At 74.6% G+C, this 12870-nt stretch carries 14 protein-coding genes; 3 read left to right on the top strand and 11 right to left on the bottom strand.

Annotated elements, in window-relative coordinates:
• From CTKZ_RS13635 to CTKZ_RS13615, 5 genes are all read right to left on the bottom strand, one after another.
• Positions 1-708, bottom strand: a 708-nt coding sequence (locus CTKZ_RS13635; RefSeq protein WP_148090496.1) for a peptide deformylase, incomplete at its 3' end; no start/stop codon positions are given.
• The gene (gene glmM / locus CTKZ_RS13630) at positions 705-2054 is read right to left on the bottom strand and encodes a phosphoglucosamine mutase (RefSeq protein ID WP_124343460.1); all 1350 of its coding nucleotides are present in this window, start codon (positions 2052-2054) and stop codon (positions 705-707) included. The genes glmM and CTKZ_RS13635, both read right to left, overlap by 4 nt.
• Positions 2055-2193: 139 nt before the next feature.
• Positions 2194-2682 carry a 30S ribosomal protein S9 gene (gene rpsI, locus CTKZ_RS13625; protein WP_124343459.1) on the bottom strand — a complete coding sequence of 163 codons (489 nt, stop codon included), beginning with the start codon at positions 2680-2682 and terminating at the stop codon, positions 2194-2196.
• A 40-nt stretch (positions 2683-2722) separates the two neighbouring features.
• The gene (gene rplM / locus CTKZ_RS13620; protein ID WP_124343458.1) at positions 2723-3172 is read right to left on the bottom strand and encodes a 50S ribosomal protein L13; all 450 of its coding nucleotides are present in this window, start codon (positions 3170-3172) and stop codon (positions 2723-2725) included.
• 261 nt (positions 3173-3433) lie between these two features.
• Positions 3434-4342 (bottom strand): LysR family transcriptional regulator ArgP, encoded by a 909-nt coding sequence (locus CTKZ_RS13615; protein WP_124343457.1) that lies wholly within the window; start codon positions 4340-4342, stop codon positions 3434-3436.
• A 70-nt stretch (positions 4343-4412) separates the two neighbouring features.
• Here CTKZ_RS13615 and CTKZ_RS13610 point away from each other — a divergent pair, with 70 nt between their 5' ends.
• Positions 4413-5018: a LysE/ArgO family amino acid transporter gene (locus tag CTKZ_RS13610; protein WP_124343456.1), complete on the top strand. Its 606-nt coding sequence runs from the start codon at positions 4413-4415 to the stop codon at positions 5016-5018.
• Between the two features lie 62 nt (positions 5019-5080).
• Here CTKZ_RS13610 and CTKZ_RS13605 read toward each other — a convergent pair whose 3' ends face one another.
• A complete protein-coding gene (locus CTKZ_RS13605) occupies positions 5081-5488 on the bottom strand; it encodes a hypothetical protein (RefSeq protein ID WP_124343455.1) in 408 nt (135 codons plus the stop codon).
• A gap of 227 nt (positions 5489-5715) precedes the next feature.
• Complete coding sequence (locus CTKZ_RS13600) at positions 5716-7398, bottom strand: ABC-F family ATP-binding cassette domain-containing protein (RefSeq protein WP_124343454.1); 1683 nt, start codon at positions 7396-7398, stop codon at positions 5716-5718.
• A gap of 93 nt (positions 7399-7491) precedes the next feature.
• On the opposite strand from CTKZ_RS13600, the gene CTKZ_RS13595 reads away from it, so the two are divergent.
• Positions 7492-7950 carry a DUF5709 domain-containing protein gene (locus tag CTKZ_RS13595; RefSeq protein ID WP_124343453.1) on the top strand — a complete coding sequence of 153 codons (459 nt, stop codon included), beginning with the start codon at positions 7492-7494 and terminating at the stop codon, positions 7948-7950.
• A gap of 30 nt (positions 7951-7980) precedes the next feature.
• On the opposite strand, the gene truA is transcribed toward CTKZ_RS13595, so the two are convergent.
• Positions 7981-8862 (bottom strand): tRNA pseudouridine(38-40) synthase TruA, encoded by an 882-nt coding sequence (gene truA, locus CTKZ_RS13590; RefSeq protein WP_124343461.1) that lies wholly within the window; start codon positions 8860-8862, stop codon positions 7981-7983.
• A gap of 374 nt (positions 8863-9236) precedes the next feature.
• Here truA and CTKZ_RS13580 point away from each other — a divergent pair, with 374 nt between their 5' ends.
• Positions 9237-10004, top strand: a complete 768-nt coding sequence (locus tag CTKZ_RS13580; protein ID WP_124343452.1) for an ROK family protein — start codon at positions 9237-9239, stop codon at positions 10002-10004.
• A 179-nt stretch (positions 10005-10183) separates the two neighbouring features.
• On the opposite strand, the gene CTKZ_RS13575 is transcribed toward CTKZ_RS13580, so the two are convergent.
• From CTKZ_RS13575 to CTKZ_RS13565, 3 genes are all read right to left on the bottom strand, one after another.
• Positions 10184-10963, bottom strand: coding sequence for an alpha/beta fold hydrolase (locus CTKZ_RS13575; protein WP_124343451.1), 780 nt, complete (start codon positions 10961-10963; stop codon positions 10184-10186).
• Between the two features lie 171 nt (positions 10964-11134).
• Entirely contained in the window at positions 11135-11677 is a 543-nt protein-coding gene (gene rplQ, locus CTKZ_RS13570; RefSeq protein ID WP_124343450.1) for a 50S ribosomal protein L17, read from the bottom strand.
• A gap of 72 nt (positions 11678-11749) precedes the next feature.
• Positions 11750-12760 carry a DNA-directed RNA polymerase subunit alpha gene (locus CTKZ_RS13565; RefSeq protein ID WP_124343449.1) on the bottom strand — a complete coding sequence of 337 codons (1011 nt, stop codon included), beginning with the start codon at positions 12758-12760 and terminating at the stop codon, positions 11750-11752.
• Between the last annotated feature and the right edge of the window lie 110 nt (positions 12761-12870).

Raw genomic sequence — 12870 nt, 5'->3', positions numbered from 1 at the left:
GGACGCGGCAGCGTCCGGCACGGCACCGTCGTCGGGCACCGCGCCGAGGTCGAAGCCGAGCGCCCGCGCCGCGGTCGTCGGGCGCGGCTCGCTCGCCCAGCGCAGCCCGAGGGCGTCGGCCGCGGCGAGCGACCGCAGCTCGGCGCGGTCGAGGTAGAGCACACCACCGAGGTGGTCGGTCTCGTGCTGCACGATGCGCGCGGGCCAGCCGGACACGACCTCGTCGAGCGCACGGCCGCGCTCGTCGGCACCGGTGAGGTGCACGTGCCGCGGCCGTGCGACGACGGCCTGGTACCCGACGACGCTGAGGCAGCCCTCGTAGAACGCGACACGCTCGTCGTCGACGGGCGCGTACCGGGGGTTCACGAGCACGCGGAACGCCAGCGGGGAACGCTCGCGGACCTGGCCGACGTCGCCGTCGGGCGGCCCCGCGTCCTCGATCACGGCGACGGCGACCGGGAGCCCGATCTGCGGCGCGGCGAGGCCCACACCCGGCGCGGCGTGCATCGTCGCCCGCATGACGTGCACGAGCGACTCGAGCTCGTCGTCGGCGAGCTGGCCGTCGTACGGCAGCGCCTGCGCGCGCAGCACGGGGTGGCCCGCCTGCACGATCGGGACCGTGCCGGTGCCGTGGGCGGCGTCGAGCAGCCGCAGGACGAGGTCGCGCAGCGCGACGTCCCGCTGCCGCGCGGACCCCGTGGTGCTCACAGGGCGAGCCGCGACGACACGACGTCCGCGAGCTCGCGCGCGACACCGTCGGCCTCGGCCTGCGTCGCGGCCTCGACCATGACGCGGACGAGCGCCTCGGTGCCCGACGGCCGCAGCAGCACGCGACCGGTGTCGCCCAGCCGCGCCTCGGCGGCACGCACGGCGTCGAGCAGCGGCTCGTCGCTCGACGCCCGCGCCTTGTCCACGCCCGACACGTTGACGAGCGTCTGCGGGAGCCGCTGCACGACGCCCGCGAGCTTCGCGAGCGGCTCACCGGTCTCGGCGACGCGCGCGGCGAGCTGGAGCGCGGTGAGGACACCGTCGCCCGTCGTGGCGTGCGCGGCCATGATGATGTGGCCCGACTGCTCGCCGCCGAGCGAGTACCCGCCCGCGCGCATCGCCTCGAGCACGTAGCGGTCGCCCACCGCGGTCTCGACCGTGCGGACCCCGCGGTCGCGCATCGCGAGCCGCAGACCGAGGTTGCTCATGACGGTCGTGACGAGCGTGTCGTCGGCGAGCGTGCCGGCGTCGCGCATCGCGAGCGCGAGGACGCCCATGATCTGGTCGCCGTCGACCAGGTTGCCGTCGGCGTCGACCGCGAGGCAGCGGTCCGCGTCCCCGTCGAACGCGACACCGAGGTCGGCCTCCGACGCGACGACGGCCGCGAGCAGCTGCTCGGGGTGCGTCGAGCCGCACTTCTCGTTGATGTTGCGCCCGTCGGGCGACGCGTTGATGACGACGACGTCGGCGCCCGCCTGCCGGAGCGCCGCGGGGCCGACCTCGCTGGCCGCACCGTTCGCGCAGTCGACGGCGATGCGCAGGTGGCCGAGCGAGGGACGGATGGTCGCGACGAGGTGGTCGACGTAGTCGTCGCCCGCGCGGCCCGTATCGAGCCGGATCCGGCCGACGTCCGCGCCCGTCGGGCGGTCCCACGCCTCGCCCATGCGCTTCTCGATCGCGCGCTCGAGGTCGTCGTCGAGCTTGTGCCCGCCGCGCGCGAGGAACTTGATGCCGTTGTCGGGCATGGGGTTGTGCGACGCGGAGAGCACGACGCCGAGGTCCACGCCGAGCTCGGCGGTGAGGTACGCGACGGCCGGCGTCGGCAGCACGCCGACGTTGACGACGTCGACACCCGCGGAGGCCAGGCCTGCGGCGACGGCGGCGGCGAGGAACTCGCCCGAGGCCCGCGAGTCGCGGCCGACGACCGCACGCGGACGGTGCCCCTCGAACGCGCCGCTCGCGCCCAGCACGTGCGCCGCGGCGACGGACAGGTCGAGCGCGAGCTCGGCCGTCACGTCCCGGTTCGCCAGTCCTCGCACCCCGTCGGTGCCGAACAGTCGGGCCATCTCTGCACTCCCTTGTCACGCGACGTCGTCGGCGCGCCCCTGCGTCCCCGCCGTCTTCCCTGCTGTGCTCACCATCCCGCAGACACCGATGGCCCCGCTGGTCTTCCGACCGACGGGGCCATCGGGTGAGGCGCTGAGATCAGCGCTTCGAGTACTGCGGAGCCTTGCGGGCCTTCTTGAGACCGGCCTTCTTGCGCTCGACCACACGGGCGTCGCGCGTGAGGAAGCCGGCCTTCTTGAGGGCCGGGCGGTTGTGCTCGGCGTCGATCGCGTTGAGCGCACGGGCGATGCCCAGGCGCAGCGCGCCGGCCTGGCCGGAGACGCCACCGCCGGTGATGCGCGCGACGACGTCGAAGCGACCCTCGACGTCCACGAGCTTCAGCGGCGAGTTGACGAGCTGCTGGTGCACCTTGTTCGGGAAGTAGTCCTCGAGCGTGCGCCCGTTGATCTTCCACTGGCCGGTGCCGGGCACCAGGCGCACGCGGGCGATGGCCTCCTTGCGGCGGCCGAGGGCCTGGCCGGGGGCCGTGATGGACTGACCGCGACCCTGGGGGGTCGCCGTCTCGCTGGTGTAGCTGGTGGGCGTCTCGTCGCCCTCGAGGTCGATGTCGACCGTGGTCTCTGCCACTGGTGTCCTCGGTTCCTGTCTGCTCTACGCGCGGCGGCCGTCAGGCCTGCTGCGCGACCTGGGTGATCTCGAACGGCTTCGGCTGCTGGGCGGCGTGGGGGTGCTCGCCACCGGCGTAGACCTTGAGCTTGCCGAGCTGCTTGGCAGCGAGCGAGCTCTTGGGGAGCATGCCGCGGACGGCCTTCTCGATCGCGCGCTCCGGGTGCTTCTCGAGGAGCTCGCTGTAGCGCGTCGCCCGCAGACCACCCGGGTAGCCGGAGTGGCGGTAGGCGAGCTTGGTCTCGCGCTTGTTGCCGGTGAGGGCGACCTTGTCCGCGTTGATGACGATGACGAAGTCGCCGCCGTCGACGTGCGGAGCAAAGGTGGCCTTGTGCTTGCCGCGCAGCAGCGTGGCCACGTGGGTGGCCAGGCGGCCGAGGACGACATCGGTCGCGTCGATGACGTACCAGGTCCGCTCGACGTCGCCGGGCTTCGGGGTGTACGTACGCACGGGTCGTAAGCCTTCGTTCGTTGTGTCTGCATGTCACGGTCGTCGCGCGAGCGGCGCCGTGGAGGGCTGTCGGAGCATCCCTCCGGCGAGTGGGAACCGCACCGGGACGCCACCGCAGCGCTCAGGTGAGAAGTCCGGGCGCGCGACAGGGGACGCACAACAACGCACAAGACTACCTGCGCGTCGGAGGGACGGTCAAAACAGGTGGCGTCGGCTGCGCCACACCGTCCTGACCGTGGCCGCCGCACCGCGCCGTGGCGCTCAGGACCGGTGCAGCGAGCGCGACGCGCGCAGGACGCGCTCGGTGAGGTCGTCGAGCGTCGGCGTCCGGAGCGCCCAGTGCTGCCAGAAGAGCGGGACGTCGAGCCACCTCCCGGGCGCGACGTCGACGAGCGCGCCGGAGGCCAGCTCCCCGGCCGCTGCCTGCTCGGGCACCATCCCCCACCCGAGCCCCGCGCGCAGCAGCGCCACGAACGCCCCCTGCTCGGGCGCGTAGTGCAGCGGCAGCGGGGGCCGCGCACGCGTGACCTGCTGGACGAACGCGTGCTGGAGACCGTCGGCGCGGTTGAACGCCACCGCGGGCACGTCGCCGAGGACGTCGGCGAGCGCGTGCGCGTCCGGGTCGGGGTCGGCGAACCAGCGGTCCCGGACGTCCGGCGCCGCGAGCGCGACGTAGCGCATCGACCCGAGCGGGCGGACGCGGCAGCCCTGGACCGCGCGACGCTCCGCCGTCACCGCCGCCGCGACGGTGCCGTCGCGCAGCAGCTGCGCGGACAGGTCCTGGTCCTCGCGCCGCAGGTCCACGAGCACGTCCTCGGGCAGGCCGACGAGGGCGGCGGGGAACCACGTCGAGAGGGAGTCGGCGTTGACGGCCACCGCGAGGCGTCGCCGGCCGCCGGGCTGCGCGCCCGCGACGGCACCGAGCTCCGCGAGCGCGTCGCGGGCGAGCGCGTCGACCTGCCCCGCGAGACGGACGAGGACCTCCCCCGCGGCGGTCGGGAGGCAGGGCCGCGAGCGCTGCACGACGACCCCGCCGACCTGCTGCTCGAGCGCCTTGATCCGCTGGCTCACCGCCGACGGCGTCACGTGCAGCGAGCGGGCGGCCGCGTCGAAGCTGCCCTCGTCGACGACCGCGGCGAGCGTGCGCAGGTGGTCGGTGTCGAACGTCATGAAGCGATGCTAATGGTCCGGCAGAAACCTGAACTGGTCTTCACGCGCGTGCTCGACCTACCGTCGACGCATGCTCCCCGCGGTCCTCACCGGCTTCCTCAGCGCGCTCTCGCTCATCGTCGCGATCGGCGCGCAGAACGCCTTCGTGCTGCGCCAGGGCCTGCGTCGCGAGCACGTCCTGCCCGTGGTCCTCGTGTGCGCCGGCGCCGACGCGCTGCTGGTCGCGGCGGGGATCGCCGGGCTGGGCGCGCTCGTCGGGGACCACCCCGTCGTGCTGCGCGTGATCCGGTACGCCGGCGCGGCGTTCCTCCTGGTCCTCGCGGTCGGTGCAGCCCGTCGGGTGGCGCGGCCCCAGCAGCTCGACCCCGCGACCGACGGACCGGCCCGCCGCTCGGCCGTCCTGCTCACGTGTCTCGCGCTGACGTTCCTCAACCCGCACGTCTACCTCGACACCGTGGTGCTGCTCGGCGGGCTCGCGCAGCAGCACCCCGCCGCGGGCGGGTGGGCGTTCGGCGCGGGCGCGGTGGCCGCGAGCGTCGTGTGGTTCACCGCGCTCGGGTTCGGCGCCGGGAGGCTGCAGCCGCTGTTCGCGCGGCCGCGCGCGTGGCAGGTGCTCGACGGCGTCGTCGCGGCCGTGATGGCGACGCTCGCGGTGCTGCTCGTCGTCGGCGGCTGACCTGCGCCGCTCGTCGGCCGGCCGCCGCCGCACCGCTCGGACGACGGGCAGGTGGTCGGGTCCTACGCGTCCGCGCGCGGCGCCTGACGCTGGCTCGGCAGCAGCGCCTGCAGGTCCGCGACGGGCACGACGCCCGCGTGCCGCCCGCGCCGGGCGCGCGCCCGGTCGACGAGCGTGCCCAGCGCCTCGTGCAGCGCCGCGCGCTGCGCCTCCGCGACCCGGTGCCGCTCGTCGGCCAGCAGGTGGTCGCTGAAGTCGCAGCGGTCGTGGGACAGGTCACCGAGCTGACGCATGAGGACGCCCGACGCGAGCGCGATGCGCTGCAGCGCCTGCGCGCACCGCTCGAGCTCCTCCTGGTCGTCGGTGTCGGTCAGCTGGACGTGCGACAGCCACTCGGCCAGCGTGCCGAGCGCCGCGGCGTCGTCGACGCGCGCAGGGCGGTGGACCCACGGGACGGTGGTGTTCGACATGGCGTCATTGTGCGCCGCAGGCGGCGGCCCGGGCGGGTGAGAAACGTCGACATGCAGGACGTGCGTCGCAGGTCGTACGGCAACCGGGTGACGGCGGCAGGGCCGTCTGGTGGACGCTCGTCCAGGGAAGCGCTCGCCCGCCCCGTCGCGGGATCGGGCGGCGGGTCGACCTGCCGGTCGCGCGCGACGGCGCAGCGGGTCAGGACGCCCGAGCCGGCGCGCTCGGGTCAGCGCGCCCGCTCGACCCGCGCCGTGTCCCAGACCGGCTCCGGCGTCTCGACGACCGACCCGTCGGCCGCGAACACGAGGAACCGGTCGAACGTCCGCGTGAACCACCGGTCGTGCGTGACCGCGAGCACCGTGCCCTCGAACGCCGCGAGCCCGGCCTCGAGCGCCTCCGCCGAGTGCAGGTCGAGGTTGTCCGTCGGCTCGTCCAGCAGCAGCAGCGTCGCGCCGCCCAGCTCGAGGAGCAGGATCTGGAGCCGCGCCTGCTGGCCGCCCGACAACGTCTCGTAGGCCTGCTCGGCCTGGTCGACGAGCTCGTACCGGTCGAGCGCACGGCTCGCCTGCTCGCGCCCGAGCCCCGACCGGTGGGCGTCGCCCCGGTGCAGGACCTCCAGCAGCGTCCGGCCCACCAGCTCCGGGTGCGCGTGGTTCTGCGCGAACCACCCCGGGCGCACGCGCGACCCCAGCACCACCGACCCGGTGTGACGCACGGGCGCGACCGCCGTCTCCCCCGCCGGCTCGTGCTCCGGGCCCGGGTCCGAGCCGCCCGCCGCGAGGAGCCGCAGGAAGTGCGACTTGCCCGACCCGTTCGACCCGAGGACCGCGACGCGCTCGCCGAACCACACCTCGAGGTCGAACGGCTTCATCAGGCCCGTGAGCTCGAGCCCTGTCGCGACCACCGCGCGCTTCGCCGTCCGGCCACCGCGCAGGCGCACGCGCACCGACTGCTCGCGCACCTTCACCATCGGCGGACCGGCCTCCTCGAACTTGCGCAGCCGCGTCTGCGCCGCCTGGTACCGCGACGCGAGCCCGTCGTTGAACGCCGCCTTCGTCTTGAGCGTGAGCACCAGCTCGCGGAGCTTCGCGTGCTCCTCCTCCCAGCGCCGCATGAGCTCCTCGAGCCGCGAGCGCCGGTCCTCGCGCGCCTGGTGGTACGTCGAGAAGCCCCCGCCGTGCACCCACACCGACGCCCCCACCGCGGTCGGCTCGAGCGTCGCGACGTGCGTCGCCACGCGTGCCAGCAGCTCGCGGTCGTGGCTCACGAGCAGCACCGACTTCGACGACGCGAGCAGCCGGTCCTCGAGCCACCTCTTCGTCGGGACGTCGAGCGCGTTGTCCGGCTCGTCGAGCAGCAGCACCTCGTCGGGACCGCGCAGCAGCGCCTCGAGCACCAGGCGCTTCTGCTCGCCGCCCGACAGCGTCCGCACCTCCCGGTGCTGCGCGCGCTCGAACGGCACCGACAGGACCGCGTCCGTCACACGGTCCCAGCCCACCTCGGCCTCGTACCCGCCGACGTCCGCCCAGTCCACGAGGGCCTGCGCGTACCGCATCTGCGCGGGCTCGTCGTCGACCTCCATGATCCCCAGCTCCGCCGCGGACAGCTCGACCGCCGCGTCCCGCACGGCCGCGGGCGCGAGCGACGCGAGCAGGTCGCGCACCGAGCGGTCGTCGTCGATCCGCCCGACGTCCTGCCGCATGACGCCCAGGCCGCCGCTGCGCTGCACCGACCCCGCGTGCGGCTGCTCGTCACCGGCGACGATCCGCAGCAGCGTCGACTTGCCGACCCCGTTCGGGCCGACGAGCGCGACGCGCGCACCCTCCGCCACGCGGAACGTCACGTCGTCGAGGAGCGGACGGCCGTCGGGGAGGACGTAGTCGATGCCGCCGATGTCGAGATGGCCCATGCCGCACAGTCTGACCGGCCCGCGCGCCCTGGCCGAACCTCATTGCCCCGCCGTCCCCTGGCGGAGCGTCGCGGCCGGTGCGAGGGTCGGAGCATGAGCGACGAGACACCTGCCACCCGGACCGATGCCGCACTCGGCAGCGAGGGCGACACCGACCAGCTCCCCGGCGAGGACACCCTCGTCGAGCGGGGCGTCGACGACCATCTCGACGAGGGCTACACGCCCCCCGAGCGCGACCGCCCCCGGACGACCCACTACGGGGAGACGCACTGGGAGGAGGAGCACCGCGAGACCATCGACCAGCGGATCGAGCAGGAGGAGCCCGAGGTCTGGGAGCAGCGTCCGCGCGTCACCGGCGACCGCGAGGAGCTCCGCGCCGGCCGTCTGGTGGCGGACGACGACGCCGTCGAGTCCGGCGTGAACGACACCTTCGCGGTCGACGCGGGCGTCTCCGGCGGCGCCGCGAGCGCCGAGGAGGCCGCCGTCCACCTCATCGAGGAGGAGTACGTCGACGACCGCTACTACCAGGACGGCGAGGACGAGCGTCCCTGACGTCTGTCCGCGCGACCAGCCGGCGGTGCCTCAGCAGCACCCTGGCGTCGCGTCGACGTCGTGCGCCTCGCGGCGTGCGCGGGTCTGCACCGCGCGCGCCGCGAGCGCGTCGTCCGCGGGGTAGCCGACCTCCTCGAGCGTGAGGCCGTGCGCCGCGACGACCGCCGCACCCGCGTCACGCCGCCGCCCGGCCAGCAGGTCCGCGGCCCACCCGACCGGGCGGCGCCCCTCCCCCACGGCCACGCACGCGCCGACCAGCGCCCGCACCATCGAGTGGCAGAACGCGTCCGCCTGGACCGTCGCCACCACCAGACCCGCGTCCGCGGCCCCGGCCGCCCCGCGCGACCACGAGAACCGCTCCAGCGTGCGGATCGTCGTCGCCCCCTCGCGCGGCTTGCAGTACGCCGCGAAGTCGTGCCGCCCGAGCAGCGAGCCCGCCGCCGCGTCCATCGCCTCGACGTCCAGCGGGCGGCGGTGCCACAGCACGTGCGCGCGGCTCAGCGGGTCCCGCGCGGCGCTGTCGTCGCAGATCCGGTACGCGTAGCGCCGTCGCAGCGCGGAGAACCGGGCGTCGAACCCCTCGGGCGCCCGCGTCACGCGGTGGACGACGACGTCCGCCGGCAGCACGCCCGCCAGACGCGACACGAGCGCCGCCTCCGCGGTCGGGGCCGAGCGCGCCCGGGCCGCCTCCAGCACCTCGGGCGCGACGTCGACGTGCGCCACCTGCCCGCGCGCGTGCACCCCCGCGTCCGTCCGGCCCGCGACCGTCACGTGCGGCGCCGGCACGCCGTGCGCGGCCGTGCGCAGCACCACCGCGAGCGCGTCCTCGAGCACACCCTGCACCGTGCGCAGCGCCGGCTGCCGCGCCCACCCGCTGAACGCCGTGCCGTCGTACGCGAGGTCGAGCCGCAGCCGCGTCGCGCCCGCCGCCGCGTCGCCCGACGGCTCGGTCGTCCCGGCCGGCCGAGCCTGACCCTCGGGCCTGGCCTGCCCGGCCTTCCCAGCCGGTCCAGCCGGTCCAGCGGGTCCAGCGGGTCCAGCGGGTCCAGCAGGTCCAGCCGAGCCAGCGGGTCCAGCCGGCGACGGTGCGGCCGTCGTCGGGGTGCCGCGCAGGTCGCTGCGCGCGCCGGTCGGCTCGGTGAGCGGTGCGTCGGTCGGCTCGGCGGGCGGGACGGTCACGAGGGACCACGGTAGTGCGGCGTCGGCCACGGGCCCGCGCACGCGCGCGAGGCACGGTCCGATCACCGTCAGCGGCCCGTCGTCGTGGCGAGGGATAGCGTGGCGACGTGCCGACGACGCCCGCCCACCCCTTCACCCTCGCGGTCGACTGCGGCGGCGGCGGGATCAAGGCGTCCGTGCTCGACGCCGCCGGCACGCTCCACGCCCCCGCCGTGCGGGTCCCGACCCCGTACCCGCTGCCCCCGTCGCGGCTCGTCGACACCATCGCCGCGATCGGCGCGGACCTCCCCGCCGCCGACCGCGCCACGGTCGGCATGCCCGGCATGATCCGGCACGGCGTCGTCGTCGCGACCCCGCACTACGTCACGCGCTCCGGTCCCCGCACGACGGTCGACCCCGCGCTCGTCGACGCGTGGGCCGGGTGCGACGTCCGCGCCGCGCTCCAGGAGCGCCTCGGCGTCCCGACGCTCGTCCTCAACGACGCCGAGGTGCACGGCGCGGGCGTGGTCTCCGGCACCGGCGTCGAGCTCGTCCTCACGCTCGGCACCGGCCTCGGCTCCGCGCTGTTCGACGGGGGCGTCCTCGCGCCGCACCTCGAGCTGTCCCACGCGCCCGTCCGGTGGGGCACGACGTACGACGCGTACGTCGGGCAGGTCGAGCGGACCCGGCTCGGCGACGGCCTGTGGTCGCGGCGCGTGCGACGCGTCGTCGAGGGCCTGCGGCCCGTGTTCCTCTGGGACCGCCTGTACCTCGGCGGCGGCAACGCCCGGCAGGTGACGCCGCAGGTGCTCGAACGGCTCGGCGACGACGTCGTCGTCGTGCCGAACCAGGCCGGGATCGTCGGCGGGGTCCGCGCCTGGACGCTCCACGACTGACCCGCACCCTCGCGCGCACGGGCCGCACGGTGAGCGCTGCGACGCGTCCCGGCCCATCGGCGCGACGCGTCCCGGTCGCCACGAGCCCGCCGCGCGGCGGGATCGCCCCCCGACCGCACGCACCAGGGTCGCTGCCCGACCCGCACGCACGGGTCGCCGCCCTACCGCACGCACCGGCGTCACCGCGCAGGTGCCGCCCGGTCGACGCCCGCGCGTCGCGCGTCTCCGCCCGGCGCGACGGCCACCGGCTCGGCGCGGTCCACGTCGTCCAGCGCCTCGAGCACGACGCGGGTGAACCGCTCCGGCGCGACGAGGCTCACCATGTGCGTCGCACCGGGCACCACGACGAGCCGCCCGTGCCGGCACGCGCGCAGGAACGCGCGCTCGTCACCGCGGAAGTGGTCGAAACGCCCGTTGACGAGCCACACGGGCGCGTCGACCCGCGCCAGGTCGTCGAGCGGCGTCGCCGTCGTGACCTCGCGCAGCACGTCGCGCGTGACCATGAGCGCGAACCCGCCGGCCCCGACGTCGAGCGCACCCTGTGCCGGCAGGAACCGTCGCGCCATGAACGCGTTGAGCCCTTCGCCGTGGTCGGGCAGCCGCCCGATGCCGCGCGCCGCGAGCGCCCAGCCGCCGACCAGCAGCGGCAACGGTCGGGTCGAGCACGACGCGGCGACGAGCCCGGCGACCTGCTCGGGGTGACGGGCCGCGTGCGCGATCCCGACGTAGCCGCCGAGCGACAGCCCGACGACGAGCGCCCGGCCCCCGACGTCGTCGACCGCTGCCCGGACCGTCTCGACGGCACCGTCGAAGGTGAACGGCTCGTCGACCCGCGCACCGTGCCCGGGGAGGTCGACCGCGAGAGCCGTGCGGCCCGCACGCTCGAGCGCCTCGACCTGCGCGCGCCACATCGTGCGCGACGTCCGCAACCCGTGCACCAGGACGACCGGCAGCCCCATGGCACGACCCTACGGCGCGCGCCCGACCCTGCCACCGCGGACCATGCCGACGGCGCAACGACCCGGGCGGCGGCACGCTCACAGCGGAGGCGACCTGTCCGCACACGGCCGGACGCACGAGAGGCCCGGAACCTGCGCGGTTCCGGGCCTCTCGTCGGTGCTGCGGAAGGGTCAGGCCTTCTCGGCGTCGCCCTCGGTCGCCGCGGTGGTGTCCTCGGCCGGAGCCTCGGTCGCCTCGGCGTCGGTCGTCTCCTCGACCTCGGCGGCGGGGGCCTCGTCAGCCTTCTTCTCCGCCTTCGGCGCGGCCTTCGCGGTGGCCTTCGTGGCCTCCTTGACGACGGCCTGCTTCGGCGACAGCGGCTCGAGCACGAGCTCGATCACGGCCATGGGCGCGTTGTCGCCCTTGCGCGGACCGATCTTCGTGATGCGCGTGTAGCCACCCTGACGCTCGGCGACGGCCGGCGCGATCTCGGTGAACAGGGTGTGCACGACACCCTTGTCCTTGACGACCGTCAGGACACGGCGGCGGGCGTGCAGGTCGCCGCGCTTCGCGAAGGTGATGAGGCGCTCGGCGAGCGGGCGCAGACGCTTGGCCTTGGCCTCGGTCGTCGTGATCCGCTTGTGCTCGAACAGCTGCGTCGCGAGGTTCGCGAGGATCAGACGCTCGTGCGCCGGTCCGCCACCGAGCCGGGGACCCTTGGTGGGCGTGGGCATGATCTACTCCTTGAGTTCCAGTGATCGGCGACGCGCACCGGACCGTTCAGGCCCGGCGCGCGTTCCCCGGCGTCAGTACTGCTCGTCCTCGACGAAGTCGCCCTCGTCGTCGCCGTAGAAGGCCGACGCGGACGGGTCGAAGTCGAGCGGGCTGTCCTTGAGCGTCAGGCCGAGCTCGGCCAGCTTCTCCTTGACCTCGGTGATGGACTTCGCACCGAAGTTGCGGATGTCCAGGAGGTCGGCCTCGCTGCGCGCCACGAGCTCACCCACGGAGTGGATGCCCTCACGCTTGAGGCAGTTGTACGAGCGGATCGTCAGCTGCAGGTCCTCGATCGGCAGCGCGAGGTCCGCGGCGAGCGCGGCGTCGGTCGGCGACGGGCCGATCTCGATGCCCTCCGCCTCGACGTTGAGCTCACGGGCCAGGCCGAACAGCTCGACCAGCGTCTTGCCGGCGGACGCGAGCGCGTCACGCGGGCTGATGGCGGCCTTGGTCTCGACGTCGACGACGAGCTTGTCGAAGTCGGTCCGCTGCTCGACACGCGTGGCCTCGACCTTGTAGGTCACCTTGAGGACAGGCGAGTAGATCGAGTCGACCGGGATCCGGCCGATCTCCGCGTCGAACGACTTGTTCTGGGCGGCGGAGACGTAGCCGCGGCCGCGCTCGACCGTGAGCTCGATCTCCAGCTTGCCCTTGTCGTTCAGCGTCGCCAGGTGCAGGTCGGGGTTGTGCACCTCGACCCCGGCCGGCGGCACGATGTCCGCGGCGGTGACGACACCCGACCCCTGCTTGCGCAGGTACATCACGACCGGCTCGTCGTTCTCCGAGGAGACGACCAGGTTCTTGATGTTGAGGATGATCTCGGTGACGTCCTCCTTGACACCCGGCACGGTGGAGAACTCGTGCAGCACGCCGTCGATCCGGATGGAGGTGACGGCGGCACCGGGGATGGAGGACAGCAGCGTCCGGCGCAGCGAGTTGCCGAGCGTGTAGCCGAAGCCGGGCTCGAGCGGCTCGATGGAGAACCGCGAACGGTTCTCCGAGATGACCTCTTCGGTCAGGGTGGGGCGCTGTGCGATGAGCACGGTGGGTTTCCTCTCAGCGGGCGTCCGCCATATGACGCTCCGCAGTACTGCGTGACGGCCATGCCTCGGTCCGCATGACCGGTCGGACGAGTCACGCCGTGGCCCGTGGG

Origin of the sequence: Cellulomonas algicola (assembly GCF_003851725.1) — a bacterium.
Taxonomy (GTDB): Bacteria; Actinomycetota; Actinomycetes; order Actinomycetales; family Cellulomonadaceae; genus Cellulomonas; species Cellulomonas algicola.
This window is presented reverse-complemented; position numbering and strand designations above follow the sequence as displayed.

What these genes read in the sequence shown, in the direction of transcription:
- rplQ (WP_124343450.1), bottom strand. Translation starts at nt 11,677, where the DNA reads ATGCCCACGCCCACCAAGGGTCCCCGGCTCGGTGGCGGACCGGCGCAC.
- CTKZ_RS13605 (WP_124343455.1), bottom strand. Translation starts at nt 5,488, where the DNA reads ATGTCGAACACCACCGTCCCGTGGGTCCACCGCCCTGCGCGCGTCGAC.
- CTKZ_RS13610 (WP_124343456.1), top strand. Translation starts at nt 4,413, where the DNA reads ATGCTCCCCGCGGTCCTCACCGGCTTCCTCAGCGCGCTCTCGCTCATC.
- glmM (WP_124343460.1), bottom strand. Translation starts at nt 2,054, where the DNA reads ATGGCCCGACTGTTCGGCACCGACGGGGTGCGAGGACTGGCGAACCGG.
- CTKZ_RS13600 (WP_124343454.1), bottom strand. Translation starts at nt 7,398, where the DNA reads ATGGGCCATCTCGACATCGGCGGCATCGACTACGTCCTCCCCGACGGC.
- CTKZ_RS13615 (WP_124343457.1), bottom strand. Translation starts at nt 4,342, where the DNA reads ATGACGTTCGACACCGACCACCTGCGCACGCTCGCCGCGGTCGTCGAC.
- CTKZ_RS13595 (WP_124343453.1), top strand. Translation starts at nt 7,492, where the DNA reads ATGAGCGACGAGACACCTGCCACCCGGACCGATGCCGCACTCGGCAGC.
- CTKZ_RS13575 (WP_124343451.1), bottom strand. Translation starts at nt 10,963, where the DNA reads ATGGGGCTGCCGGTCGTCCTGGTGCACGGGTTGCGGACGTCGCGCACG.